The following is a 25,261-nucleotide window of genomic DNA, read 5'->3' as shown; positions in this document are numbered from 1 at the left end:
GTTCCACGTCCGCCGTTGCCTGCGGCGAGCCGCGGAACCTGACATCACCGGTAGAGCCGCGCAGGAACCGGCCGCCACCGCCGATGCCACGCCCCGGCCAACCGGGACGGACGAACGGCCACGATGCCGGGCCTGACCCGATCCAGCATCTCAGAGCCGGCCGGGCGTGCGACGAGTGGTCTGTGTTCCGAGGGTGGCACACCGATCCGGGCGGCCTGAACGGCGGTGCCGTGGTGTCCGGCTGCGTCGCCGACCACCCAGGCCCAGCACGCGGCCCGGGCCCCGCCCTGTGACGCGCCGGCTCCTGCACGTTCATGACGCGTGTGCGCGAACGCGTTTGCCGAGAGGCCCCGGGGGGGACGACGCGTTCAGGCGGGTGGGTCGGTGCGGTGTGGGCAGACGGGCCGCTCGGAGCTCGTGGACCACACCAAGATCGTTTTTGGCACTTGTCCCCAGGCCCTACTGCTTCGCGTTTTTTCTCTCCTGAAGAAGATCTCCTTCGTAGTAGTAGTAGGGGCTGTGGAAACTGTGGAAAACTGGCGTCTTCCCAGCTCAGAGCACCTATGGGCCTGTGCGCATCCTGGGGGCGACGATGTGGATGATCAAGGGGCTTATCCCCAGGGCTTGATCGATTCCACAGCACCCCCCCAGATGCACACAGGCTGTGCACACCTTCATCCACCGGCTACCCACAGGCCACGGGGCCACTGATTCGCGGTTTCGGGGCACGCCCGGCAGCCCGGGACGACCGGCATCAACCGACATTGACCACCATCAGCCGTCTCGCGCCGAGAATGGCGACTTATCCACAGCCTTCTCCACACCCTGTGGGCAAATACCACTAGTGGCCTCTCGGTCAGGGCCGGAAGATGGCACGAGTTCCCGTTCGACAGGTACACCCGATGCGCGTGGAGCACCCCTGTTCGGGCTCACACGTCAGCTCTCGCCCGTTATGGGCATTCCAGGCCTTCTGGCAGGGAAACTGGATGAATAACGGGTAACGAGTGGAAGACCACGAGTTCGCCGTCCGGACCACTCCCCCGTCGCGGGGCCCGCATGCCCCCGGCCTTCAGGGGCTGAGGAAGGCCTCCAGGAGCTGCGGAGGGCGGTGCGGCGCGCTGCTGCCGCGCGGCCGGGCCCTCGTGAGGCGAGGGCGAGGCAGGGGCGACGGTGCCTCAGGGCTGGCGCCGACGCTGCGGCGTCCGGCACGAGGCCCCGCCGGTGGGCGAACGCCGTCCCATGACAGCGTACGCCGTTGCCAGAAGGGCGCGGTGCGACACGCACAACCGAGAGGGCGTCAGGCGTGGCGGAGTGGCGATGGTGCACCGCGGTGAACGGCGGAAGGAGAAGGTCGTTCCGCGGGCCCGGTCGGCACGGGGCACGGGGGCGGCGCGCCCGGCTGTATCTCTCCTACCTCGTCCGGGAGAGAAAGGCCCTTAGGTAAAGGCGCGTTATGCCCGATTCGGCCGCATTTATCGGAGCCGTCTTTCCGCTGCGGAATCCCGGGCCCATGCCCGTCGCCGCAGTCCGCACGAGCGCCGGTTCAGGCGTGGCGGGCCTGCGCGCGGATCCGGTTCGTCAGCTCGGTCACCTGGTTGTAGATCGCACGGCGCTCGGCCATCAGGCCACGGATCTTGCGATCGGCGTGCATGACCGTCGTGTGATCGCGCCCGCCGAAGTGCTGGCCGATCTTCGGCAGCGACAGGTCGGTCAGCTCGCGGCAGAGGTACATCGCGATCTGGCGGGCCGTGACGAGCACCCGGCTGCGGGACGTCCCACAGAGGTCGTCCATGGAGACCCCGAAGTACGCCGCGGTCGCATTCATGATCGCTGCCGCGGTGATCTCGGGGTTGGCCGCGTCGGGGATGAGGTCGCGCAGGACGATCTCGGCAAGCGTGCGGTCGACATGGGACTTGTTGAGGCTCGCGAACGCGGCGACCCGGATGAGGGCGCCCTCGAGCTCGCGGATGTTGCGCTCGATGTGGGTGGCGATGTACTCGAGGACGTCCGGCGGCACCGGGAGCCGCTCGGTGGCCGCCTTCTTGGACAGGATCGCTATGCGCGTCTCCAGGTCCGGCGGGGTGACGTCGGTGATCAGGCCCCATTCGAACCGGCTGCGCAGCCGGTCCTCCAGCGCCGACAGCTGCTTGGGTGAGCGGTCGGAGCTGATGACGATCTGCTTCTCGGTGTCGTGCAGGACGTTGAAGGTGTGGAAGAACTCCTCCTGCGTCCGCTCCTTGTTCTCCAGGAACTGGATGTCGTCCACGAGGAGCACGTCGATGTCGCGGTAGCGGCGCTGGAAGGCGAGCTGCCGGTCGTCGCGGATCGACGCGATGAAGTCGTTGGTGAACTCCTCCATGCTGACATACTTGATCTTGCTCTCGGGGTAGAGCCGGACCGTGTAGTGGCCGATCGCATGCAGCAGGTGGGTCTTGCCCAGACCGGAGTCGCCGTAGATGAACAGCGGGTTGTAGGCCTTGGCCGGTGCTTCCGCCACCGCCACGGCCGCAGCGTGGGGGAACCGGTTGCTGTCCCCGATGACGAAGGTCTCGAACAGGTAGCGGGGGTTGAGTCGGGCCGGCTCGGACGGCCGGGGGGACGGGTCGCGGCCGAGGCCCGGTGACACCCGCCCGGGCGCCGGGCCGTCGACCCGGCCGTCGTCGTCCGCGGTGGTGTCGGCGCCCAGCACGTGCCGGGGGACGTCGGGCCCGGTGCCCGGCAGGGTGAGCGGCCCGGTCATCGGTTCGGGGTCCGGCGTGTGCTCGACGGTGACCGCGACCCGGATCTCCCGGCCGTAGGCAGAGGAGAGAGCGGTGGAAAGGAACGGCCGCAGCCGGGAGTCGAGCAGGTCCTTGGTGAACTCGTTCGGTGCGGCGAGCAGCGCCGTGTCCTGGACCAGACCGAGCGGCCGGGTCAGCCGCAGCCACGCACGCTGCTGTGCCGACAGCGCGCCGTCCGCGACACCGGCCACAGCTTCCTCCCACACCGCCGACAGGTCCGGATCGGACGTCGGCGCGGCTCCCCGGGACGGCAGACCGGCGACGGAGTCGGCGCTGAGGTCGGTCACTGCGGGGCTCCTTGTGGCTCTTCGTGGCTCTTCGGCGGACCACACGACCGCCGGAGCCGGAGTCACTGGCTGGCACTGACGCTCCGGCTGGCACTGACGCTGTGGCTGCACTGACGTTCTGGCTGTGGCTGTGGCTGTGGTCTTTTGAGCGTCTGCGGTTGAGTGTCTGCGGTCGGTCCCGTCCCGGTGGTCAGCCCTTCTGTCCCGGCTGCCGTCGGATGCTGCGGTGCTGACGAACGGGGCCGGACTGACGACTATGCCGGCCGACGAGCGATGTGTCGTGCCGACGGGACCCAGGACGGACCTGGGCGGGAGTCGGCGGCGGGGCACTGCTGGCGGTTGCTGGGCGTTCCTGGTCGTTCGCGGGGTTCAGGATCTGTTCGCTGTCTCGTGGTCGGACCGTACGGGGCAGTTAACAGGGCAGCGGTGACAGGGTGTGGGGCGGTTGTGCTACTGGGGATTGTTCCGCCTCGCCACGGCCGGTGTGCGTGGGACCCCCCCCGCGGCGCTGGCACGGTCCGCGGCCGGTCCCGGGCTGCCGGAACAGCTCCGCGGCCTGTCGTGTCCGGCGGCACACGGCTCCTCCGAGAAAGTTCTCCACAACGTCGTCCACAACCTGTGCATGGACATGACACCGCATCGGGTATGGCACCGGCGGTCGGCCCACATCGGGTGGCGGCCGGGCCAGGGGGTGCGTGGTTCCGACAGGTGGCGGTGCTGCCCGCCCGCGACCCTGCGTCCGGGCAAACGGAGCGGGTGGTGCACGGGTTCGTGTTCAGGTGGTGCGCGGACGTGAGGTTGCGGACGTTCACGGAGGCACGGACAGAGCACCAAACGTTAACAGCAGGGCACTGCGGGCGGGATCGGGGTCTCCCGACGGCCACGCACCGGCCACGCATCGGCAACGCGAGCGCCGCCTGCGGTCAGGACGGACCCGGCGTTGGTGGCATCGTGTGTAGGCTAGGGCGAACCACGGCGACGGTCGGCTCAGCACCTGTTCGAAACGGCATCAGTGTCTGTTCGAGGCTCAGTGCCTGTTCGAAACGCAGGGTCTGGCTTCCCGGACGTGGGCTTCGGCGAGCGGTCTCCCCCTAGCCTTGGGGGTGCCCGATGCTGTTGGCCCGGGTCCTCGTCCCGTAGCCGAGGTGTCAGCCATGACCGGCGTGCCGCCGGTGTCCCGCCCGCCTGTGTCTCCGGAGTCCTCACGTGAGTAAGCGCACCTTCCAGCCGAACAACCGCCGGCGGGCCCGCACCCACGGGTTCCGGCTCCGGATGCGGACCCGCGCGGGCCGCTCCATTCTGTCCGCCCGCCGCCGCAAGGGCCGCAACGAGCTTTCCGCCTGACGGCGGAACGAGCCCGCCGACGTCCGGCCATGCTCCCCCGGGGCTCCCGAGTACGCACAAAGCAGGACCACGCCGAACTGGGGCGGTCCGGGCGGCGTGTTCGGGCGGGGTCAGTCGTTGTCCACAGCGTGCACACCGATGTGGACAGTCCGCCCCGGGCCGGTTTCAGTGTCGGGCGGCGGGTTGGTAACGCTGTGGTCCGTAACCGCGTCCGTCGGCGTCTGCGGGAGCAGACCCGGCTGCGGCTGTCGTCCCTGCCGCGGGGAACCGCGGTGCTGATCCGGGCGTTGCCCAGCGCGGCGGGCGCGACGTCGGCCGAGCTGGGCAGCTCACTCGACTCGGCTTTCCGAGCGGTGCGGTCCGCCGGTTCCGCACGGCCTGCCGCTTCCGCGCGCTCCACGGGGCCGCAGCGAACGGCGCGCTCCACATGAGCGTGGCCGCGGTGCTCGGCACAGTAGCCGTGCTGCTGGTGCTCGCCGACCTCGGTCTCGCGGCTCCCCTGACAGCCAGCCGGTTCCCCGCGCTGGCCCGGACATCCAGCGGTGCGGTGCGCGGCCCATTGGCCTGGGCGCTCGCGGCGCTGGTACGGCTCTACCGCGCGGGCTGGTCGGTGCGGAACGCGGGCTGTTGCCGCTTCGAGCCGTCGTGTAGCGCCTATGCCCTGACGGCGATCACCCGTCACGGTGGCGTCATCGGTGGCCTGCTGGCCGTGCGCCGGTTGCTGCGCTGCCAGCCGCTGTCGGCGGGCGGCTACGACCCGGTGCCCGGCGCGGCGGCCGGGGGCACTGATCGGGTGCATGTCTGGCCCGGGTATCGCACTGCGTCCCCCCGCCGGGGGACGCGTTCCGAGATCGAAGGTTCCCGTCGCGGAACGCGGGTGTGAGGAGACAGACTGGTGTTGGATCCGCTTTACCATCTCGCGGCAAACGCGATCGTCTTCTTCCACAAGGGCTTCGGGCCCATCTTCGGCCACGACAGCTTCTTCTCCTGGGCGCTGTCCGTCGTCCTGCTGGTCATCTCCGTCCGCATCCTGATCTTCCCGCTGTTCGTCAAGCAGGTGAAGTCCCAGCGGACGATGCAGATGATGCAGCCGCACATCAAGGAGATCCGGGAGAAGTACGGGCACGACAAGCAGCAGATGCAGCTGGAGATTATGAAGCTGCAGAAGGAGCATGGCAACCCGCTCCTCGGCTGCCTTCCGATCCTGCTGCAGATCCCGCTGTTCATCTCGCTCTTCCACGTTTTCACCCACCTGGCCCCGATGAACGAGGGGCCGGGCGGCTCCCTGGTGTGGCGGCCCCGGGTCGGCCTGTCCGCCGATCAGGTGGAGCAGATCGCCTCGGCGAAGCTGTGGGGCATCTCGCTGTCGGGCAAGTTCACCTCCTCACAGGAGTTCCTGGACTTCCTCGGCGGCAACGGAACCAACACCAAGATTCTCGCGGTCGTGCTGATCGTCCTGATGGGCGCGACGACCTTCCTCACGCAGCGCCAGATCATGGCGCGCACCGGGCCGGTCGACCCCCAGCAGGCGATGGTCCAGAAGGTCCTGCTGTACGGCTCGCCTCTCATGCTGGCGATCTTCGGTTTCCAGTTCCCGATCGCCGTCCTGCTGTACTGGTTCACCACGAACCTGTGGAGCATGGGCCAGCAGTTCTTCGTCATCAAGAAGATGCCACCGATCAAGCCGGGCGGCGGCAAGGTGCCGGGCGCGCGTCCCGGCTCGACGGATGGTGCCGCGGTTTCCCGGCCCGCTCCCGGCGCCCGCGCGGGTGCCAAGTCCAAGAGCCGCCCGCGGGCGGACGAGGTCTCTCTCACCAAGGGCACGGCTGGGGCCGGAGCCACCGGTGCGCAGGTGGCGACGCCCCGGTCGGGCAGCCGGCCGTCGACCGCCCCGCCCGGGACACGTTCCCGGACCGGTGCGTCCGCGGGCAACGGCAACGGCAACGGCAACGGCACCCCCAGGACCGGTACCGCCGGCAAGCCCGGTGCTGGCAAGCCCGGCGCCGGAGGTAAGTCCGGCACCACGGGCAAGACCGGTCCCGCCGGCAAGGCAGGCGCGGCCGCGGCAGGAGCGAAGGGTGCTCCCTCCGGCGGCAAGCCCGAAGCTGCAGGCGGCAACGGGTCGGCAGGCGCGACAAGCGGGCTGGCGGACGGTGCGAACGACACCCAGCCCGGTTCGGTGCCCGCCGCGGCGGGCACGCCTCGGACGAACGGCATCGCTGACGCCGACCAGGCTGCCCGGCCCGCCCCGGCGCCCGTACCCGCGGGCGCGCGGCGCGCACCCGGTGGGTCCCGGCCCGCGAAGCGCCGCGGGAAGGGCAAGCGTCCGGGCGGGCGCCGGTGATGTACGGGCGGTGGCCCCGAGCGCGCTCCACGAGGTGTCCGGTCGACGTCCCAGGGCCCACGCCCGGCAGCGGTCCCGGACCCGACCACAGGCATCGTCCGGGCAGTCTGGCCGGGACGACCCGGAACGTCCGCGTTGGTCGCTCCCGACAGCGTCGCGTTGACCCCGCGGCGTCCGGACGCCGGAGTACCCTCGGCACCGCCGCCCACTTTCCCCTGGAGTAATGCTGATGACCGGTTCGGCACCTGATCTGGCCGTGGAAGGACCTGAGGCCGACATGGCCAACGAGGACGGCTCCGCGGCCGGGGCCGACACCACCACGACCGAGGAGTCCGCGGATTCCGCCCGCCTCGAGGAGCGCCGCCTGGCCGACCTGGAGCAGGAGGGCGAGGTCGCGGCCGACTACATCGAGGGTCTGCTCGACATCGTCGACATGGACGGTGACCTCGACCTGGACGTCGAGGGCGGGCGCGCCATCGTCGCCGTGGTCGGCGACGGGCTGGACAAGCTCATCGGTCCCGGTGGCGAGACACTGGAAGCCCTGCAGGAGCTGACCAGGCTCGCGGTGCTGCAGAAGACCGGCATGCGCAGCCGGCTGATGCTGGACGTGGGCGGTCATCGCGCCCGCCGGCGGATCGAGCTGCGCAAGGTCGCGACCACGGCCGCCCGCCGCGTCATCGACAGCGGCGAGCCGCGGAAGCTGGCCGCGATGACGCCGTTCGAGCGCAAGGTCGTGCACGACGTGATCGCCTCGATCGACGGCGTGCACAGCGAGTCCGAGGGCGAGGAGCCCAGCCGCAGGGTCGTGGTCCTGCCCGACTGACGGCCGTGTACCGTCGCGGGAACCTGTCCGGGGCCCGGCACCGACGGCGGACCTGAAACCCGCGCGGACGTCACCTGCGTGCGCGCGTGGTGCCGCGGCGTGAGGGTCGCCCCGGCGCGGTCACCGCGCCCGGGGCCCCGGGCGTCCAGCGCGGGATCGGGGAGCACGGGTGGTTTCGCCACGGGTGGAGGACCCGGCCGCCGGGATCCCGGCAGCATCGACGGTGCCAGCGCAGGCCGTCGAAGCCGAGCATCCGACTGCCGAGCATCCGAAGGGCAGGCCGCCCACGCCGGTCGCGGTTCGCGCCGGCGCCGCGCCTGCTGGGGCGGGTGGGCCTGGTGGGGCTGAGGCAGCCCGGGTATCGAGGCGCGGCCGGCTGTGGACGGCTGTCTTCGTCGTCGCGGCCCTGACGGGGCCGGTGGTCCTCCTCTCCGCCTACCTGCGCCGCCCGTTCTGGTACGACGAGATCTGGCGCGGTCATTTCGTCAGCGAGTCTGCGAGCTCACTGTGGTCCGAGCTCTCGGTGGCCAACACACCCTCCGCGCTCGGCTGGCTCGGACTCGTCCGGCTTTCCGGGGAGATGTTCGGCTGGCACGGCTGGGCGCTGCGGCTGCCGGGCCTGTTGGCGGTCCCCGCCCTCGGGGTCGCGATCGCCGTCCTGGTCCGCCGGTTCGCCGGGCCCGTCGCCGCGGTCGCCGCAGTGTGCCTGCTGTGCCTGAACGCGACCTTCCTCGACCTGGCGAGCCAGCTCAAGCCGTATGCGATCGAGACACTCGCGGTGGTCGCCGTCGTCCTGCTGTGGCTGGGGCCGGCTCCCGGCGGTCGCGACGAACGTGCCCGCGGGACGAGGCGCACGGCGGCCGGCATCGTGGCGCTGTGCGCCGTGCCCGCGGTCTTCGTGGTCGTGCCGCTCGCCGCGCTGGACGTCCTGACCGGTGCCGGGAAGCGGAGACGCCGCCTGGCCGAGGTGCTGCCGGCCGTCGGCCTCGTCACCGCGCACACACTTGTCTTCCTCGGACACCAGTCCGCGCAGCGCGGCGGCGTCTACTGGGACACCCAGTTCCTCGCCGGACGCGACCCCTGGGAAGCCCTGGTCTTCGTCGCCGACCAGCTCTGGCTGACCGTCACCGGATCCCCGCCGGGGATCGACAGGTTCGACCCGAGTCTCCTGCCGGTGTTTGTCGAGCTGCCGCACCAGCTGCCCTGGTTGCTTGCTCCGGCGACGGTCAGCTTCGGCCTGGTCGGAGTGGCGGCGCTGCTCCGCCGCCCGGACGGCCGGCAGATCCTGGGGGTTGTCGCGGGCGCCGAGCTTCTCATGCTCGCGGCGAGCGCCGTCCGGTTCTGGCCGTTCGGTCCGACCAGAACGAACCAGTTCCTCGTACCGCTGCTCCTCCTGGTCGTGCTGGTCGGCGCTGACCGGGTGGTCCGGCGGGCGCTCCGTTCCGACGGCCTCCCCCTCCCCGTCCGTGGGACTGTTGGCGCAGTGTCCGTGGTGATGGCCGTCGTCCTGGCCGCGGGCGTGGCAACCGCCGGCGGGCTGTCCGGGGATGGGCTGCTGTGGGAGCGGCGGGACCGCCTGCGCGGAATGGACCTCACGGTCGACGCGGCGGTGGCTGCTCGGCGCCTGGTCCGGCCGGGGGATGTGGTGGTTGTCGGTGGGCGGCTGGCCCGGCCCGGCTGGATCTACGCCATGGAGGTCAGCGACGATGCGCCGCGGTCTCCCGGCGGGCTTCCCCCCGTGCCGGCGGGCACACCGGCCGGGCGGGAGCCGGCCCGGGTCCCCCGCGCCGAGACTGTCTTCGTCCAGGCCGATCTCCGTGACGACGCCGGACGCCTGATACCGCTTGCCGCTCAGCTGGCGCGCCCTCGGAGGCCGGAGCGCCTTGTGGTCTTCATCCTCGACATCGAGGAACGGGAGATGGCCGCTGGGTTCGCCGCGCTGCGTGCGGACGGGTGGTGTGCCGGCGAGCGCTGGTCGTTTCGACTCACTGGATCGGTCACGGTCTACGGGCGCTGCGCGGCCTGACTGCCATGTCGGTGCCGGCCATGTCGGTGTCGGCGGAATGATTCACGGGAAACATTGAGTGGTGGCGGGCGGGTCGCTCGTCCCGAAAGGGCCCTCCGAGCCCTGATTCCCGACACAGCACCTATCCTGGGCATCGCCTGGCCCGTCAGCGCGTGTTGAGCAGGGATGCTGGTTCTGTGCCTCCATACCCCACCTTCCTGACCCGTCGCGGGTGTCGCCCGTTGTCGGCTCGCTCCGGCCTGCCTGGACCGCCCTCCCCCGGCCGGGGGAGGGAACGCCTGTCGCGTCACCACTCCGCCGCGGCAGTGGACCGCGCGCGACACAACCGGACGGCGGCCTGCCAGTGACCGGTCAGGATGGCCCCGACACCCCCGACACCCCAGAGAGCGCCCGTGGCGCGGACAGCCCTGACCGCCTCGACAATGCCGCCGGCCCCGCCGGCCACGAGAACGCCGCCGGCAGCGGCGGTGAGGTCGGTGGAGTCGAGCCTGTTCCGGCGGCTGCGGCCACCGTCTTCGGTGCGCGCCTGCCGCTGGCGGTCCAGTACTCGGAGCTGCTGGTGACGGCTGGCGTCGAACGTGGCCTGATCGGTCCCCGCGAGACGGGCCGGTTGTGGGAGCGGCATCTCCTCAACTGCGCGGTGCTCGCTGAGGCCGTCCCCGCCGCGGCGCCGGATACCGCCGGCTCCCCCGGCCGCCCGCCCGAGGTGGTGGACGTCGGCAGCGGCGCGGGTCTGCCGGGGATCCCCCTGGCGCTCGCCCGGCCGGACCTGCGGGTGACCCTGCTCGAGCCGATGGACCGAAGGTGCCGGTTTCTCAGCGAAGTTGTGGCACAGCTTGGCCTGGACGAACAGGTGACGGTTGTGCGCGGCCGCGCACCGGACTTCGCAGACCTGCCGCCACGTCGGGTTTTCGACGTATCCGTGGCCCGCGCCGTGGCTCCTTTGGCGCGACTTGGCGCGGTACTGCTTCCGATGACTCGTCCGGGCGGTGTCATGCTTGCACTGCGCGGTTCGCGAATCCTTGAGGAATTGCAGGCGGCGCGTAGTGATCTCGATTCCCAGGGTTGGCGCGAGGTGGACGTCGTGACGTGCGGAGCTGGCCTGGTGGAGGAACCCACCCGCCTGCTGCGCGCTGTGCGCTCCCGTTCGTCGGCTCGCGGGGACGGCGGGAGGGGACGGCGCGGCGCGGATGACCGGCAGGCCAGGCGGACGACACAGCAACGGCGAGTACGGGAGGGCACTCCTGATCGACCGGCACGTGGACGGTCTCGTTCCACGTGAAACACAGATGCCTCATCACATGGCGAGGGCACCTGAAGCAGCGTCGACGGGTTGGGGTGGCCTGGCACCCGGGGGGACTCCGGGCCACGCGTCCGGCTTCCCGGGGCTGGACCCTCTCGACTCCTCGACCCCGATCGGAGCGGCGGCGGCAGCAGCGGTGGAAGCACTGACGATGGAACGACGACGGCCATTTCCTCGACCCAGGCGGCGACGGGTCATCACCGTCGCCAACCAGAAAGGTGGCGTCGGGAAGACGACGACCACCGTCAACCTCGCGGCCGCACTGGCCATGCACGGCATCCGGGTGCTCGTGGTGGACCTGGACCCCCAGGGCAACGCCTCGACGGCACTGGGGGTGGACCACCGCTCCGGAACTCCGTCGATCTACGAGGTGCTCGTCGGCGACCGGCCACTCGACGAGATCGTCGTGCAGTCCAACGAGGCCGAGGGGCTCTTCTGCGCACCGGCCACCATCGACCTCGCCGGTGCCGAGATCGAGCTGGTCTCCCTGGTGGCGCGGGAGACCCGCCTGCGGCGGGCCATCGAGGGCATGCGCAACGAGGTCGACTACGTCCTCATCGACTGCCCGCCGTCCCTGGGCCTTCTCACGGTCAACGCGCTGGTCGCCGCCCGTGAGCTCCTGATTCCGATCCAGTGCGAGTACTACGCCCTCGAAGGCCTCGGTCAGCTGCTGCGTAACGTCGAGCTGGTCCAGGCCCATCTCAACCAGGAGCTCCGGCTGTCGACCATCCTGCTGACCATGTACGACTCGCGCACCCGGCTCGCGGACCAGGTCGTGCACGAGGTGAAAGAGCACTTCGGCGACCGGGTGCTGAACACCACGATCCCCCGCAACGTCCGGCTCGCCGAGGCACCGAGCTACGGGCAGTCCGTCCTCACCTACGACCCGGCGTCCCGCGGGTCGCTGTCGTACCTGGCTGCCGCACGGGAGCTCGCCGAGCGCGGGGCGGCAGCACCCCGCGCCGCCGCCACCCCGCCCGAGCGGGAGACTCCGCCCGCCGCCGGGGCAACGGCACCGAGCGCTCCGAGCGGCCCCGCCCCCCACGCGCCCGCAGCGATGAACGGGCGCTCCCCCGTCAGTGACACCACCCCCGCCGGTTTCGGGCCGCAGCAGCCCGCTGAGCGCCGCGCCGCGCCGCTTCCGCAGTTCCGCAGCGCGGAACGGCGCGGCGGGGCGGACGGCCATGTCGAGGCCGCGGCCTACCCGAGCGATACCCCGTACCCGAAGGGCGACGGCTACGCGCCGGCCGACAGCTACTCGTCGGCTGACGGTTATCCGGCTGCCGACGACTACGAGGCCGTGGACGGCTACCCGGCCACCGATGCCCAGCCGGCCACCGACGGCTACCCGGGGTCGGGCGGCTACGCGGGTCCCGGTGGTCCAGACCTGAACGGGGCCCACCGATGACGACGCGGCGCGGCGGACTCGGCCGCGGGCTCGGCGCGCTCATCCCCGCGTCCGCCGAAGCCGCGGATGCCTACCACCAGCCGGGCGTGGCCCCGGAGCGCGGGCCGGCACCCGCCCCGGTCGCCGGCGCGACCTTCCGCGAGATCGCGCTGGACTCGGTGACCCCCAACCCGCGGCAGCCGCGTAACCACTTCGACGAGGATGCTCTGGCCGAGCTGGCCGACAGCCTCAAGGAAGTGGGCCTGCTCCAGCCGATCGTGGTCCGCGAGCTGCTGCCCGGCCGGTATGAGCTGGTGATGGGTGAGCGCCGCTGGCGCGCGTCGCGGCTCGCCGGCCTCGACCGGGTACCCGCCATCGTCCGGGAGACCGCGGACGACGCCATGCTGCGCGACGCGCTGCTGGAGAACCTGCACCGCCAGCAGCTCAACCCGCTGGAGGAGGCGGCCGCCTACGAGCAGCTGCTGCGGGACTTCGGCGCCACGCACGAGGAGCTGGCAGGCCGGCTCGGCCGTTCCCGCTCGCATGTCACGAACACCATCCGGCTGCTGGGCCTGCCGCCGGCCGTCCAGCGGCGGGTGGCCGCCGGTGTCCTCTCGGCCGGGCACGCCCGCGCGCTGCTCTCCCTGGAGGACCCTGAGGCCCAGGACCGCCTGGCCACCCGCATCGTGGCCGAAGGGCTGTCGGTGCGGGCGGTGGAGGAGATCGTGGCGCTGGGGGAGGAAGGGCCACGCAAGCGCGCGCCGCGCCAGCCACGGTCGCCGGCCCCGGTGCTGACCAGCATCGCCGACCGGCTGTCCGACCGGCTTGAGACGCGGGTGAAGGTGGACATGGGCCGGAACAAGGGGCGGATCACCGTCGAGTTCGCGACGCTGGAGGACCTGGAGCGCATCGTCGAGGCGATGTCGCCCAACTCGGCCGTCTCCTGATCCGTCCCCTTACTCCCCTACCGCAGTCCCGTTTCCTCGCCGGTCCGTTTCTCGGGCGCCTGGGTCCTGCGGACCCGGCCGACGGCCGTTCCCTGACCCGACGGCCGGCCTGCGGTCCGCACCCCGCTTCGCCCTGCCCCTCATCTCGCCTCGTCCCGCCCCACGAACGCAGGGGCGGGCCTCAGATCGCTCCTGGGACAGGATTCACCTGGCGCAGGACGCCTTCCGGGTTCATCGACCCGAGCAGGCGCTCGAGGGCGACCTCGACGTCCTCCCGCCAGCTCACCGCGTTCTTGACCTCCAGCCGCAGCCGGGGCCACCGGTGGTGCGGGCGCACCGTCTTGAACCCGACGGCCAGGAGGTAGTCGGCAGGCACCACGCAGCGGGTGCCGGAGCCCTTGAGATCGCCGAACGCCTCGATGGCACGGTAGCCGCGGCGGGTGATCTCCTTCGCCACCGACTGGACGATGACCCTGCCCAGGCCCTGGCCGGTGAACTCGGGGACGATCTGGGCCGTCGTGAGCAGCACGGCATCCGGGCTGACCGGGCTGGTCGGGAAGGCCACAGCCCGTGGGACGTACGCCGGCGGCGCAAACATCACGAACCCGGCCGGGACGTCGTCGACATAAACGATTTTTCCGCAGCTGCCCCATTCGAGGAGTGCGGATGACACCCACGCTTCCTTCTCGATGTCGGTGCCGCCCGCTTCCTCCGCCCGGCTGCGGGCGACCGGATCGAGTTCCCAGAAGACACACCGCCGGCAGGGGAGCGGGATGTCGTCGATGTTGTCGAGCGTGATGTTCGCGATCCGTCGACTCATCGAGCAGCGCCTCCCAGCGGTGGGGATGATCCCGTCAGGCCGGTCCTTTCGCTTACCTCGGACAGCCTAGGACGCCCAGCGCCTCTCGTGACCACGGGCACGCCGTGACGTGTTCCACGTGAAACCCGCGGACGGCCGCCGGATGCTCGCCGGACGGCCCGTCGGTGGGCCGTCGCTGGGCCGACGTCAGGCGCGAGCCGCGATACGGGGGACCCGTAGCTGGCCGGTCGGCGGGTCCTGCTCGGGCGGCAGGAACAGCCGCTGGGTGGCGGCCAGCAGCGCCTCAGCCACCGCGGCCCGGAACTCGGTCGAGGCGAGCGCGGCCACGTCGTGGGCATTGGTGAGGTAACCGAGGTCGATCTGGACCGCCGGCATGCGCGTACGGCGCAGCAGCTCCCACGTCTTGGGGTGTGCGCGGCAGTCGACCATGTCGGTCCGCGAGATGATCTCTCGCTGAACGAGCAGCGCGAACCGCTCGCCGACCGCCGACGACCCGCGCGCGTGGCCGTAGTAGTAGGTCGACACGCCCTGGGCCTGACTGGAACCGCTCGCGTCGACGTGCAGCGAGACGAGCAGGTCGGCGCCGATCTCGTTCGCCCGGGCCGCGCGCTCCGCCTCGGCGGGCGACTCGTGCGGGCCGTGCACCAGGTGTGCCTCCAGCCCGGACGCCAGCAGGCGTGCCTCCAGTCGGGAGGCGAGATCGGCCATCAGATCACGCTCGCACAGGGGACCGTTCGTGACGCCCGGGTCGTCGCCACCGTGGCCGGGGTCGATGGCGACGATCATCCCGAGCAGGGACGGCCCACGGGCCAGCAGTCGCACCGACTCCCGCAGGACGTCCGGCCGGCCGCCGGTGACCGTGCGCTCGAGCCGCTTGAGCTCGCGAAGGGTCCGGGGACCGCACAGACCGTCGGGGTCGAGACCGCGGTTGCGTTGGAAGTCCCGGACGGCGGCGTCCGTGCGGGCACCGAAGATGCCGTCGGCACGGCCGACGTCGAACCCCATGTTCGACAGACGTTCCTGCAGGGCGGCCACGTCGTCGCCGACGAACGGGTGCGTGACGCTGTAGTAGAGGAGGCGGTCGCCGAGGCGGCGGCGTGCCTCCTCGATCGCACGGAAGGTGTCCGGGCCGATGATGCCGTCGACGGAGAGGCCGCGACTCTGCTGGAATGCCCGGACCGCGTTGTCGAGTTCCCGGTCGAACAGCTCGGCCGTATCGGACGTCTCCGCCGAACCAGCATCACCTGAACCAGCATCACCTGAACCGGCGGCGCCGGCGGTGTCGGTGGCGCCAGCTGGATCCGGGGCGCTGTCCGGCCGGGCCTGATCGGCCGGTGCGTCGACGTCCGACGAGCTGGACTGCTGGCGCGGCGCGACAGGCAGGAAGCCGAGGTAGATGAAAGCTGCCCGTGCCTCGGCTACGGAGGGATCACGGTCGCCATGCCGCAGCAGCTTCACGAAGAAATACCTTTCATCACCTGTGCGTTCACCGGACCGCCGATCTGCGCCGACCGGTCCGGCCGCCGGATCCCGCCATCAGATTAGGGCATGGGCCCAGGCATGCGAGGACGGCGATGCCCATCGTCCGGCTTTCGGCACTCACGCGCGATTGGCTGGTCCGGAAGCCCGCCGGACGTGCGGAAAACGGGTGTCACTACCGCGGGTGATCGAAGGTAACGGCAATGGGTGGACCAAGACCCTGCGTCCCGTTTTCGATCATGTCCACGGCCCGTACAGGGCCGTTGAGTGCCAGCTGGCGCTCCGGGGCGTCCCGCGACCGCATTCTGGTACCGCAGGCAGCCGCAGCGTCACGTGGCGTCGCGGGCTGGCCAGGGGCCGGATCCCGGCCGGGACCGACGTCCGGCCGGGACCGGGTCAGGTCGAGGAGGGACCGGGGCCGGGCCGGGAGGGGAAACAGCGACGGCCCGCTCCGAGCGGAGCGGGCCGTCGTTTCTGGATCAGGTCAGGCCGGTGCCGGATGAGTCCGGGCGCCCAGGCTGCCGGCCGGGGGACCGGACGGCAGCCCGCTCAGACGTACGACGCCAGGTCGCGCAGCAGCGCGGCCTTCGGCTTCGCGCCGACGATCGTCTTGTCGACCTCGCCGTTCACGAAGACGGCCATCGTCGGGATCGACATGATCTGGTACTGGCGGGCGATCTCCGGGTTCTCGTCGATGTTCAGCTTGACGATCCGGAGCTTCTCGCCGTGCTCCTTCGCGATCTCCTCGAGGACCGGTGCGACCATCTTGCACGGGCCGCACCACTCGGCCCAGAAGTCGACGAGCACGGGCTTGTCGCTCTTGAGTACCTCGGCGGCGAAGGTGTTGTCCGTCACCGACGGTGTGGCGCCTGCCATGGGGAGTCTCCTTGCGGGTTGCGTACCGGGTCGGGGTGGGGGATGGGGTGGGTGTGAGGGTCCTGAGGTGGTCGCCGGAGGCAGGAGGCCGCCTCGGCCCGCCGGCTTCGGCGGCGGAGAGCTCAGGGGGGTGGAAAGCTCAGGTGGCGGCGAGCTCGGGTGCCGGCTGGCGGGGGGCCTGCGCGGTGGTGTCGGGCGCCCCCTCCAGACCGGCGATGTAGCGCTCGGCGTCGAGGGCGGCCGAGCAGCCGGTGCCGGCCGCCGTGATGGCCTGGCGGTAGGTGTGGTCGACCACGTCACCACACGCGAACACGCCCGGGACATTGGTCAGCGTGGTCGGGTGGGCCACCTTCACATAGCCCTCCTCGTCAAGCTCGAGCTGGTCGCGGACGAGGTCCGTCCGGGGATTGTGGCCGATCGCCACGAACAGGCCCGTGACGGCCAGCTCGTCGGTGGCGCCGGTGACCGTGTCGCGCAGCCGGACACCCGACACCTTGTTCTCGCCGAGCACCTCCTCGACCGCGGCGTTCCACCGGAACCTGATCTTCGGGTCGGCGAAGGCGCGCTCCTGCATGATCGCGCTGGCGCGCAGCTTGTCCCGGCGGTGCACGACGGTGACCGACTTTGCGAACCGGGTGAGGAACGTGGCCTCCTCCATCGCCGAGTCACCGCCGCCGACGACCGCGATGTCCTGGTCCCGGAAGAAGAAGCCGTCACAGGTGGCGCAGGCGGACACGCCGCGGCCGAGCAGCCGGTCCTCGTGTTCGACACCGAGCTTCTTGTAGGCCGAGCCGGTGGCGATGATCACCGACCGGGCCAGGTAGGTCTCCTCGCCCACCCTGACAACCTTCGGGTTCGCGGCGAGGTCGACCTCGGTGACGTCGTCCGGGATCAGCTCGGCGCCGAACCGCTCCGCCTGGGCGCGGAGGTTGCCCATGAGCTCCGGGCCCTGGATGCCCTCGGGGAAGCCGGGGAAGTTCTCCACCTCGGTCGTGGTCATCAGCGCGCCGCCGGCGGTGATGGCGCCCTCGAACACCAGCGGGCGCAGGCTCGCGCGGGCCGTGTAGATCGCCGCGGTGTAGCCCGCCGGCCCGGATCCGATGATGATGACGTCCAGGACCCGCTCGCCGGAACGTTCGGTCCCGGCGGTCGGGGCCGCCTGGTCCTTGCCCTGGCCTGCCACACCCGCTCCCTTCGTGGTCGCCGGCGGATCCCCGCCGGCTGCTGTTCGGCTCGTCGGCCGGTGCCGGCCGCGGGTGCCGGGTCGACGTGATGTCTGCCCGCATAACCCCCGGCACCCGCTGCTGATTCCTCCGGTGAGTCAGTGTGGCCGGTGGCATCCGGGGCGGGCCGGCACCCACGGGCGGTCCGCGCCCGTGCCCGTCCCGCACCTTCCACCACGGCCACCGATGATCACCCGGTCACGCACGGTTCGCGTTCACGCTGTACCACACGGCGCTGTGCGCCGGCACGATCCCGCAGTGCGCGTCGATGACGACGAGCCGCGTGGACGTCGGCTGCCCCGCGACGGAAAGAACGACCATGATGGCTGCCTGGTCGTCGAAGCGGACCCGGTCCAGCGCTATCACCGCGCCGCCGGTCTGCGCTGCCAGGCCGTCGTAGCACATCCGCAGCTGCGGCGTGTCGATCAACCGGACGAGCGACTCCGGGGTGTTCTGCATGGGCGTGCTCTGCCCGCCCTGCGCGTCGCCGGGCCCGCTTCCGCCGGCGCGGGACGGGGCGGTGAGCGGATCGTCCGCCCGCGGGGACCGCGCCCCCGCCACGGACCAGGCCAGCCGGGTCACCGCGATCCGCCCGGCCAGCAGGGCGTGGCCGTGGGCCACGACGGTCGCCGGGCGGAGCACTTCGTCGGAATCACCGATGAGCACGAAGGTGCCGTCCGGCGCCTCGGCCAGCGCCTGGGTGTCGCGCGCGTCCGGGACGGGCGCCGCGGCGGCCGCCGGCCCGGACGCGCTGTCGGCAGCGACCTCCACCGTCGGGTCGCTGGCCGAGGTCGCTGCGGAATACGACTCGCTGCCTCCGCCGGTCAGCGCGCGCACGGCGAGGAGCGCGGTGCCGAACGCGAGCAGCGCCACGCAGGCGGCGGCGATCGACACCCAGTCACGGGTGATCCGGTCGCGGCTCTGCGCCGCCTGCCCGCGCCGCGGCGCACGGCTGTCCTGCCTGCCGCCGACCAACCCGCCGCCGACCAGCCCACCGCCGACCCGTCCGGGGCCGCGGCCGGGCTCCCGTTCCCGCCTCCGCCGACGGAGGCCGCCGGCGCCGCGGGAACGGCGGCTGCCGAGCCCACCAGACGTCGCGGTGCCGGGGCCGCCGGGATGGTCATGCATCCCGCCTGCGCCAGGCGCCCGCAGAGGACCGTCGCCAGCGCTCGTGCCGTTCGTGCCGCCGGGGCCGCCGGGGCCGCCGGATCGGCCTGCCTTCGTGGTCTGGCCGGCCTGGCGAGCCTCGCCGGAGCCGTCAGTCGGCCCTCGGCCGGGTGCCGGCTCGGCGTCATCACCGCCGGCGCCGGAACGGGAGGCGAGGGCCGCCTGGATGCGTGCGGCGACCTCGTCAGGCATCGTCATGGTGGCCAGCCGGGCGAGTTCCGCGCGGACCCGGTGCAGAGCGGCGAGCGTCTCCTGGCAGGTGACGCACCCACGAACGTGCCGGTCGACCCGGGACGCGGTGATCACCCGGGAACGGCCCGGGCCCGGGGGGTCCGGGTGAGTGTCGAGATAGGCGTCGAGCACCTCGATGTCGGGGTGCGAGCCGCGCCGGGTCGCCGAGGAGGAGTCATCGGCGAGCGCGTCGTCGGGTGCGTCCGGATCGGTGAGGCTGCCGGGGCCGGGGCCGGGTGCGTCGTCGGCGCCGGTCGGGTCGCCGAGGTGCCAGCCGGGATCAGAGTCCTGGGCGCCGTGCTTGTCCGTCATCACCGCTGATCACCTCCTCCGGCGAGTTGGCCGCCCGGCCGTCAGGTCGGTCGGATCGGTCGGTTCGTTCAGGCTGATCGGGCCGGGCGGGCCGGCGTCACCGGATGCCGCCATGGAGGCGCTCCCCGGACTACCGGGGCCTGCCGGGCCAACGGTGGCCTCCGTGGCGAGGCTGGCGGAGACATGCGCGGCCGGACCGACAGCGGCGATGTCGCCCGCCGTTCCGCCGCCCGCCGTACCGTGGCTGGTCGTGCCGCGGCCGGTCGCGGGTGCCTCCGCCGTCGCAGGTGCCTCTGCCAGGTCGCTCGCCGGCACCGTGATGCCCTCATCGGATCCGTCCCGTGCGTCGCGCCGTCCCTCATCTGAGACGGAAGGCGAGGCCCCCGGGTTCCCGAATGCCGGCTGCGGCGCGCTTTTGGGGGCGAGATGCCCGAGATGAGCGGCCAGCCTGGCCCGGGCCCGAGCGCAGCGGCTCTTCACCGTGCCGACGGGAATGTCCAGCATCTCGGCGACCTCGGCGACCGGGCGCCCCTCGACGTCCACCAGCACGACCGGGACGCGCAGCGTGTCCGGGAGCAGGGCGAGCGCGGTCCGGATGTCCATCCGGGTGTCGTGCTCGGCGATCGCGTCGCGGGCGTCGACCGGCTCGTAGGGGACGCCGTCAGGAGATGACGGAAGGGGCACTGTCGGGCGGACCGCGCGGCGGCGAAGGCGGTCCAGGGCCGCGTTGGTGACGATCCGGTGCAGCCAGGTGCCGACGGCCGCCTCGCCGCGGAAGTCGGCCGCGCGGCGGTGCGCGGAGAGCATCGCTTCCTGGACGGCGTCCGCCGCGTCCTCGGCATCACGCAGCAGGACGAACGCGACGGTCCACAGCCGGTCCGCGTGCGCGCGGAACAGCTCGCCGAACGCCTCCGGATCACCCGCCACATGCCGGCGCAGCGCCTCCGCGTCCGCGGCAACCCCGGCGGCCCGGTCCGGCGCGGGGACCCTCGCCGTATCAGCAGCCCGCTCCACGCCGGCAGCCTGGTCCGGCACGTCGGCAGGCCCGGTCCGATCCACACGCCCCGCCCCGGTGCCCGCAGCGCCTGCGGGAAGGACGGGGGCGCCGCGCCCCTCTGGGGGCCCTGCCGGAGACGGTGTCACCGTCGTCCTGTCGCAGCCCACCGCCTCCGCGTCGCTCAGTTCCGGAACTCGACCTCCGCGAGCGACCCCTTGAACTTGCCCTCGACGGTCGGCAGCTTGGTGAGCCAGACCACCCAGTACTTGTATGCCGTCTGTTCAGACGGCATACCGATGGTCACCGGACCCGACTTGTCCTGCTGCGGGACGTCGACGACCTGGTAACCGTCGATCACCGCCGCTGGGGTGTCGGATGCCCTCAGCTCGAACGAGACCGGCCCGAGGTCTCCAACGGTGACCTCCACCTGGCTGGGGGAGATGGGCTCGTTGAAGGTGAACTGCAGTCCGACACCGGTTTTGAGGCCGCCGAACGGGCGGGGGAGGTTGTATCCACTGGTGGTCCACTGGGTGTCCAGCCTGCCGTCCCATGCCTGCGGCAGGGAATCAGGATTCTCCTGCCCGTCGCCGGACGGCGGGGGGTCGAAGGCCACGACGGCCTCCGGCTGGATCTTCTGCCCGGCCTGCACGACCGCGGGACCCGACTCGCCGGTCTCGGCACCGGGCTCGCCGTCACCGTCCTTCGGATTGAGCGCGATCACCGCGACGACGGCGACGAGGGCGATGACGACCAGCAGCGCCAGCCAGGGCAGGAGACGCCTGGCCGTGCCACCGGGGCCGTCCGCTCCGCCGCCGCGCCGGCCGTCGGACGGCGGCACAGGACCGCCGCCGTCGTAGCGGCGTGGCTCGGAGGGCCCGCGCTGGGCGGGGTAGCCGTCGTAGCCGCGGTCCCGGTCGTCGTAGCCCCGGTTGTCGCGTTCGTCGTAGCCGCCGCGGGCGCCGTAGCCCCGCTCGTCGTAGGACGTCTGGTCGTAGCCGCCGCGGCCCAGGTAGGAGGTCTGGTCGTAGCCCTGGCGCTCGCGGCCGCCGTACCCGTTGGTCGGGTTGGAGCCGTAGCCGCCGTGGCCGTTGTAACCGGAGCTGTCCTGGTAGCCCCCGGTGCCCTGGTAGCTGCCGTTGGACGGGTAGTCCGCGGTGCCGGGGCCGTAGGGGTCCATCGACATCGCCTCGGTGCTGACCGGGCCGTCGTCGCCGAGGCTCATCAGGCCGGTGTCGAGCACCTGGTCGACCGGGCTGACGGCCTCCAGCTCGGCGACCAGGTCGGCGGCCGTGGTGATGGGCGCGCCGGCGCGCTCGTCGCCGAGGGTGGCCAGCGTGATCGCGTCGAGGTCGCGGGGGACGGCACTGTTGATCTGTCGGGGGGTGCGCAGCCGCCCGTCGGAGGTCGGGGCCGCCGGCAGGGCGTGCTCGCCCACCAGGGGCCAGGTGCCGGTGAGGCCGGCGTAGAGCAGCGCACCGAGGGCCCGCACATCCGCCAGGTCTCCGGCGGTACCGGTGCCCGCGTCGTCGCCGCCCTCCGCTTCGGTGGAGCCGATCGTGGGCTCGGCGCCGGTGACGGCGCCGTCCAGCCCGGCGAGGATGCCACCGATCTCCAGATCGACGACCTTGACCGTGCCGTGGCCGGAGACGATGACGTCACCCGGGTTGAGCCCGCCGTGGTGGATGCCGCGCTCGTGGGCAGCGGCGAGGACCCGGGCCGCGGCCAGCACGATGGCGCCGGCCTGCTCGGGGCGCAGCGGTGTCTCGGTGGCGAGCTGGCGCAGCGTGCGCCCCTCCACCCACTCGGACACCACATAGGAGACACGTGCCGACCCGGTGGTGGTGGTTGTCGCGTCGTAGGTGGAGGCCGCACCGGGATGGACGAACCGCCCCGAGCTGATCGCGGCCCGTAGGAGCGCCTGGGCGATCTCCTCGAGAGCGGCCTGGTCGATCTCGCCTTCGGCGTCCGGTTCATCGCTGTCGAGATGCTCCACGATGCGGACAGCCACCGGACGGGCCAACACGTTGTCATCGCCCCGCCACAGCGTGACGGGACCACGGGTGTTCAGGGGGGCCAACAGCCGGTAGCGCCGGTCGAGAACGGATTCGGCCAGCACTGCGGTACTGGCGGGGCCTTGCACCGACGCTTCGTTCGTCACGTCGTTATCGACGTCCGCGCCCTGCGGTCGGTTGCTTCCGTCGACCACAGCGCCTCCGTCGTCCGCATACCCGCCGGCCGACCCGACGGCGGGTTGCCCCACCCGAACCGGGCAGGGGATCCGCCCAGCGTTCCGCCACTGTGAACGAACACCCGGGCACCCTCCGTCGCCTTGGCAGACATCGGGCGCCCATAGGCGCCGCGAGCCTGGGTGCTGCGCCTGGTTCACCGGCGACGTTGGGCGGGGCCCGCGCACAGCGTGTTCAGTGTACGAGGCGAGCCCAGTCATCTCGCGGATGTCTTCGGACAAGCCAGGTTGGCACACGCACCGGAACCGCGCGCCTATCGATGCGCCACGGACACCGTCTCGCGCCGGCCCGGATAGGGGGCGGGCTGACGGGCCGGGCGGCACGAATCCGATTCGAGTTTTGCCCTCGACACTCTCCGTTGCAGATCCTGCCGGATGGCCGGAGAATTTCGCGCGATCGACACGTAATTGCTACGTGTCGTTGTGTCGCGGGATGGCGGACACGGCCGGGTGGGATCGGAAGCAGCGCCGAGCCCGCCACCGTCAACCGCAAGGGGCTTTGTGGTGCCCCCGGTGGTCCTCCAGGCTGGCAAGCCGCGGATACGACCTTGGTGCCATGGGTGGCCGAAAACAGGGCGACGGATTCGTGGCCGCCGGCCCGCCGGGCTCAGCGCCCGCGCCCGCCAGGCGGCCCGCCGCGTCCACCCGAGGAGCCCCGGGGGCCGCCGCCGCGTCCGCGGTTCTGGCCCCGGTCCGACCCGGGCCCGCCCGACCCCGACCCTCCGGACCCGCCCGACCCCGATCGTCCCGAACCTGATCGTCCCGAACCGGACCGCCCGGAGGAGCCGCCGCCGGACGACGGCCGGCCTGAGGAGGAACGGCCTGAGGAGGAACGGCCCGACGAGGTGCCTCCGGCGGGAGCCCGCCCGGACGGTGGCCGTTTCGCTCCGGCCGCCGGGGCCGGAGCGCGTCGCCCGGCGCCGAGCCTGCCGCCCACCATGCGCATCAGCGCGGTCATCTCGTAGAGCCCGCTGCGGACCGACACCACGACGAAGACCACGCCACCCACGGCCAGGCCGAGGACGACCGCGAACGCCGAGACGAGCCAGCCCGTCCCGAGCAGGTCGCGCAGGCCGTCCGCGATGACGCTGGCGAGTACGGCGCCAATGCCGGCCGTCACGCTCACCCGGGTGGTCACCCGCGCGATCCGGTTCCCGTCGATGCCGCCGAGCCGGCGCCGCAGCAGGACGGTGGTGGCGGCCAGGCCGATCAGGTAGGCCAGGGAGAAGCCCAGCGGCAGCACGACGGCGCGGTGCTCCACATCCGCCAGCTGGGAGAGCGTCACCGCGGCGACGACGTTCGTCGCCACCACGCCGATGTTGACCAGCGCGGGGGTGCGGCTGTCCCGGTAGGCGTAGAAGGCCCGCAGCTGCACCTGGAACAGTGAGAAGGGCACCAGGGCCACGGCGAAGGCGCTCAGCGCGTCACCGATCCGCACCGCGGACTCGTACTCGACAGCACCATGGTGGAAGATCGCGACGGCGATCGGGCGTCCCAGCGCCAGCAGGAACAGCGCCGACGGAACGATCGCGGTGACCGTCATCCGGGTCGCGGTGGAAAGGTCCTCGCGGACCAGCGCGTCCTTGCCCGCGGCCGCGTGGTTGCTCATCCGCGGCAGCAGTGCGGTGACGACCGAGACGCCGATGATCGCGTAGGGCAGCTGGAAGATCTGGTAGGCGTTCTGGTAGATCGTGAGGACCTGGCCACCTGTCGCCAGCTTGGTGATCACGACGAAGCCGAGCTGGCTGACGACCACGTAGAGCAACGTCCAGCCGGCGAGCCGGTACGCCGCGCGCAGGCCGGGGTGGCGCAGGTCGAGGCGCGGCCGGTAGCGGAAGCCGACGGCGCGCACGGCCGGCAGCAGCGCGACGGTCATGACGATCACGCCGAGCGTGGTGCCGCCGGCGAGGATGTAGGTCTGCGCGTCGGTGATCCCGTCGACCGTCGGCGGCCTGTCTCCGGGCGCGAAGATGAACACCACGCAGGTCAGGATGACCACCAGGTTGTTCAGCACCGGCGCGAACATGGGCGCGGCGAACGACTGTCTGGTGTTCAGGACCGCGCCGAGCGTCGCCCCGACCCCGTAGAAGAGCACCTGGGGGAGGAACCACCGCAGCATGTCCGCCGCCAGCGCCTTCTGCCCCTCGTCACCCTTGATGTACAGGCCGATGATCTGGGGCGCGGCGAACATGCCCAGGACCACCGCCACGCCCAGGCCCAGCACCGTCAGGGTCACCAGGGACGAGGCGAAGCCGTCCCCGCCGTCCGGGTCCTCCTTGGAGGCGCGGACCAGCACCGGGACGATGGCGCTGGTGAGAATGCCCCCGAGCAGCAGGTCGTAGAGGACGTTGGGCGTGGTGTTGGCGGCGGTGTAGGCATCGCCGACGGACGCCACTCCGATGGCGGCCGCGATGGCCACGGTGCGCAGGAAGCCCGAGGCCCGGGAGGCGATCGTGCCGATCGCCATGGTCCCGCTGGCGCGGCCCAGGCCAACGCCCGCCTTGGCACCACCCTTGCCCGTGCCGGCGCCCTTGGTGGCGGCCACGGGCCGCTTCCCGCCCGGCTGCCGTGGGCGTTGCTGCTGTGGCTGACGCTGCTGCTGAGGCGGGCGCTGCTGCCGTGGTGGCCCGGGTTGCCCCGATGTCGGTGGGCGGGGGCGCCTGCCGGGGG

General features: G+C 71.9%; 16 protein-coding genes and 2 pseudogenes. 9 read left to right on the top strand and 9 right to left on the bottom strand.

The genetic code is table 11. The features are described 5' to 3' along the window. Nucleotides 1–1,543: 1,543 nt before the first annotated feature. Nucleotides 1,544–3,067 (bottom strand): chromosomal replication initiator protein DnaA, encoded by a 1,524-nt coding sequence (gene dnaA / locus AB1460_RS23365; RefSeq protein WP_368964110.1) that lies wholly within the window; start codon nt 3,065–3,067, stop codon nt 1,544–1,546. 1,206 nt (nt 3,068–4,273) lie between these two features. Here dnaA and rpmH point away from each other — a divergent pair. From rpmH to AB1460_RS23320, 9 genes and pseudogenes are all read left to right on the top strand, one after another. Continuing rightward, nucleotides 4,274–4,411: a 50S ribosomal protein L34 gene (gene rpmH, locus AB1460_RS23360; RefSeq protein ID WP_018636658.1), complete on the top strand. Its 138-nt coding sequence runs from the start codon at nt 4,274–4,276 to the stop codon at nt 4,409–4,411. Between the two features lie 29 nt (nt 4,412–4,440). Further along, nucleotides 4,441–4,842, top strand: coding sequence for a ribonuclease P protein component (gene rnpA / locus AB1460_RS23355; RefSeq protein ID WP_368964108.1), 402 nt, complete (start codon nt 4,441–4,443; stop codon nt 4,840–4,842). Next, nucleotides 4,839–5,294 (top strand): membrane protein insertion efficiency factor YidD, encoded by a 456-nt coding sequence (yidD, locus tag AB1460_RS23350; protein ID WP_368964107.1) that lies wholly within the window; start codon nt 4,839–4,841, stop codon nt 5,292–5,294. Before rnpA ends, yidD begins: the two co-directional genes overlap by 4 nt. Nucleotides 5,295–5,306: 12 nt before the next feature. Next, nucleotides 5,307–6,755 carry a membrane protein insertase YidC gene (gene yidC, locus AB1460_RS23345; protein WP_368964105.1) on the top strand — a complete coding sequence of 483 codons (1,449 nt, stop codon included), beginning with the start codon at nt 5,307–5,309 and terminating at the stop codon, nt 6,753–6,755. 229 nt (nt 6,756–6,984) lie between these two features. Continuing rightward, on the top strand, nt 6,985–7,578 hold the full coding sequence (locus tag AB1460_RS23340) for a protein jag (protein ID WP_368964104.1): 594 nt from the start codon (nt 6,985–6,987) through the stop codon (nt 7,576–7,578). Nucleotides 7,579–7,747: 169 nt separating this feature from the next. After that, nucleotides 7,748–9,604 carry a glycosyltransferase family 39 protein gene (locus AB1460_RS23335; protein WP_368964102.1) on the top strand — a complete coding sequence of 619 codons (1,857 nt, stop codon included), beginning with the start codon at nt 7,748–7,750 and terminating at the stop codon, nt 9,602–9,604. 343 nt (nt 9,605–9,947) lie between these two features. After that, nucleotides 9,948–10,886, top strand: coding sequence for a 16S rRNA (guanine(527)-N(7))-methyltransferase RsmG (gene rsmG, locus AB1460_RS23330; RefSeq protein WP_420497347.1), 939 nt, complete (start codon nt 9,948–9,950; stop codon nt 10,884–10,886). A gap of 7 nt (nt 10,887–10,893) precedes the next feature. Further along, a pseudogene (locus AB1460_RS23325) lies at nt 10,894–11,853 on the top strand (ParA family protein); the annotation flags it as partial. A gap of 458 nt (nt 11,854–12,311) precedes the next feature. Continuing rightward, nucleotides 12,312–13,241, top strand: a complete 930-nt coding sequence (locus AB1460_RS23320; RefSeq protein ID WP_368964101.1) for a ParB/RepB/Spo0J family partition protein — start codon at nt 12,312–12,314, stop codon at nt 13,239–13,241. Between the two features lie 181 nt (nt 13,242–13,422). On the opposite strand, the gene AB1460_RS23315 is transcribed toward AB1460_RS23320, so the two are convergent. From AB1460_RS23315 to murJ, 8 genes and pseudogenes are all read right to left on the bottom strand, one after another. Then, nucleotides 13,423–14,061, bottom strand: coding sequence for an N-acetyltransferase GCN5 (locus tag AB1460_RS23315; protein ID WP_018636667.1), 639 nt, complete (start codon nt 14,059–14,061; stop codon nt 13,423–13,425). 186 nt (nt 14,062–14,247) lie between these two features. Continuing rightward, entirely contained in the window at nt 14,248–15,519 is a 1,272-nt protein-coding gene (locus tag AB1460_RS23310) for an N-acetylmuramoyl-L-alanine amidase (protein WP_368964099.1), read from the bottom strand. A 570-nt stretch (nt 15,520–16,089) separates the two neighbouring features. After that, the gene (gene trxA / locus AB1460_RS23305) at nt 16,090–16,416 is read right to left on the bottom strand and encodes a thioredoxin (RefSeq protein WP_018636669.1); all 327 of its coding nucleotides are present in this window, start codon (nt 16,414–16,416) and stop codon (nt 16,090–16,092) included. Between the two features lie 139 nt (nt 16,417–16,555). Further along, nucleotides 16,556–17,599: a thioredoxin-disulfide reductase gene (trxB, locus tag AB1460_RS23300; RefSeq protein ID WP_368964098.1), complete on the bottom strand. Its 1,044-nt coding sequence runs from the start codon at nt 17,597–17,599 to the stop codon at nt 16,556–16,558. A 238-nt stretch (nt 17,600–17,837) separates the two neighbouring features. Beyond that, nucleotides 17,838–19,349, bottom strand: a complete 1,512-nt coding sequence (locus AB1460_RS23295; RefSeq protein ID WP_368964096.1) for a hypothetical protein — start codon at nt 19,347–19,349, stop codon at nt 17,838–17,840. Nucleotides 19,350–19,565: 216 nt separating this feature from the next. Further along, a pseudogene (gene sigM, locus AB1460_RS23290) lies at nt 19,566–20,363 on the bottom strand (RNA polymerase sigma factor SigM); the annotation flags it as partial. 164 nt (nt 20,364–20,527) lie between these two features. Then, a complete protein-coding gene (locus tag AB1460_RS23285; protein WP_368964092.1) occupies nt 20,528–22,552 on the bottom strand; it encodes a protein kinase family protein in 2,025 nt (674 codons plus the stop codon). Between the two features lie 646 nt (nt 22,553–23,198). After that, nucleotides 23,199–25,261, bottom strand: a 2,063-nt coding sequence (gene murJ / locus AB1460_RS23280) for a murein biosynthesis integral membrane protein MurJ (RefSeq protein WP_420497346.1), incomplete at its 5' end; no start/stop codon positions are given.

Origin of the sequence: Parafrankia sp. FMc2 (genome assembly GCF_041008525.1) — a bacterium.
Lineage (GTDB): Bacteria > Actinomycetota > Actinomycetes > Frankiales > Frankiaceae > Parafrankia.
Note: the sequence above shows the minus strand (reverse complement) of the source record. Positions and strands in the feature narration are given on the sequence as shown.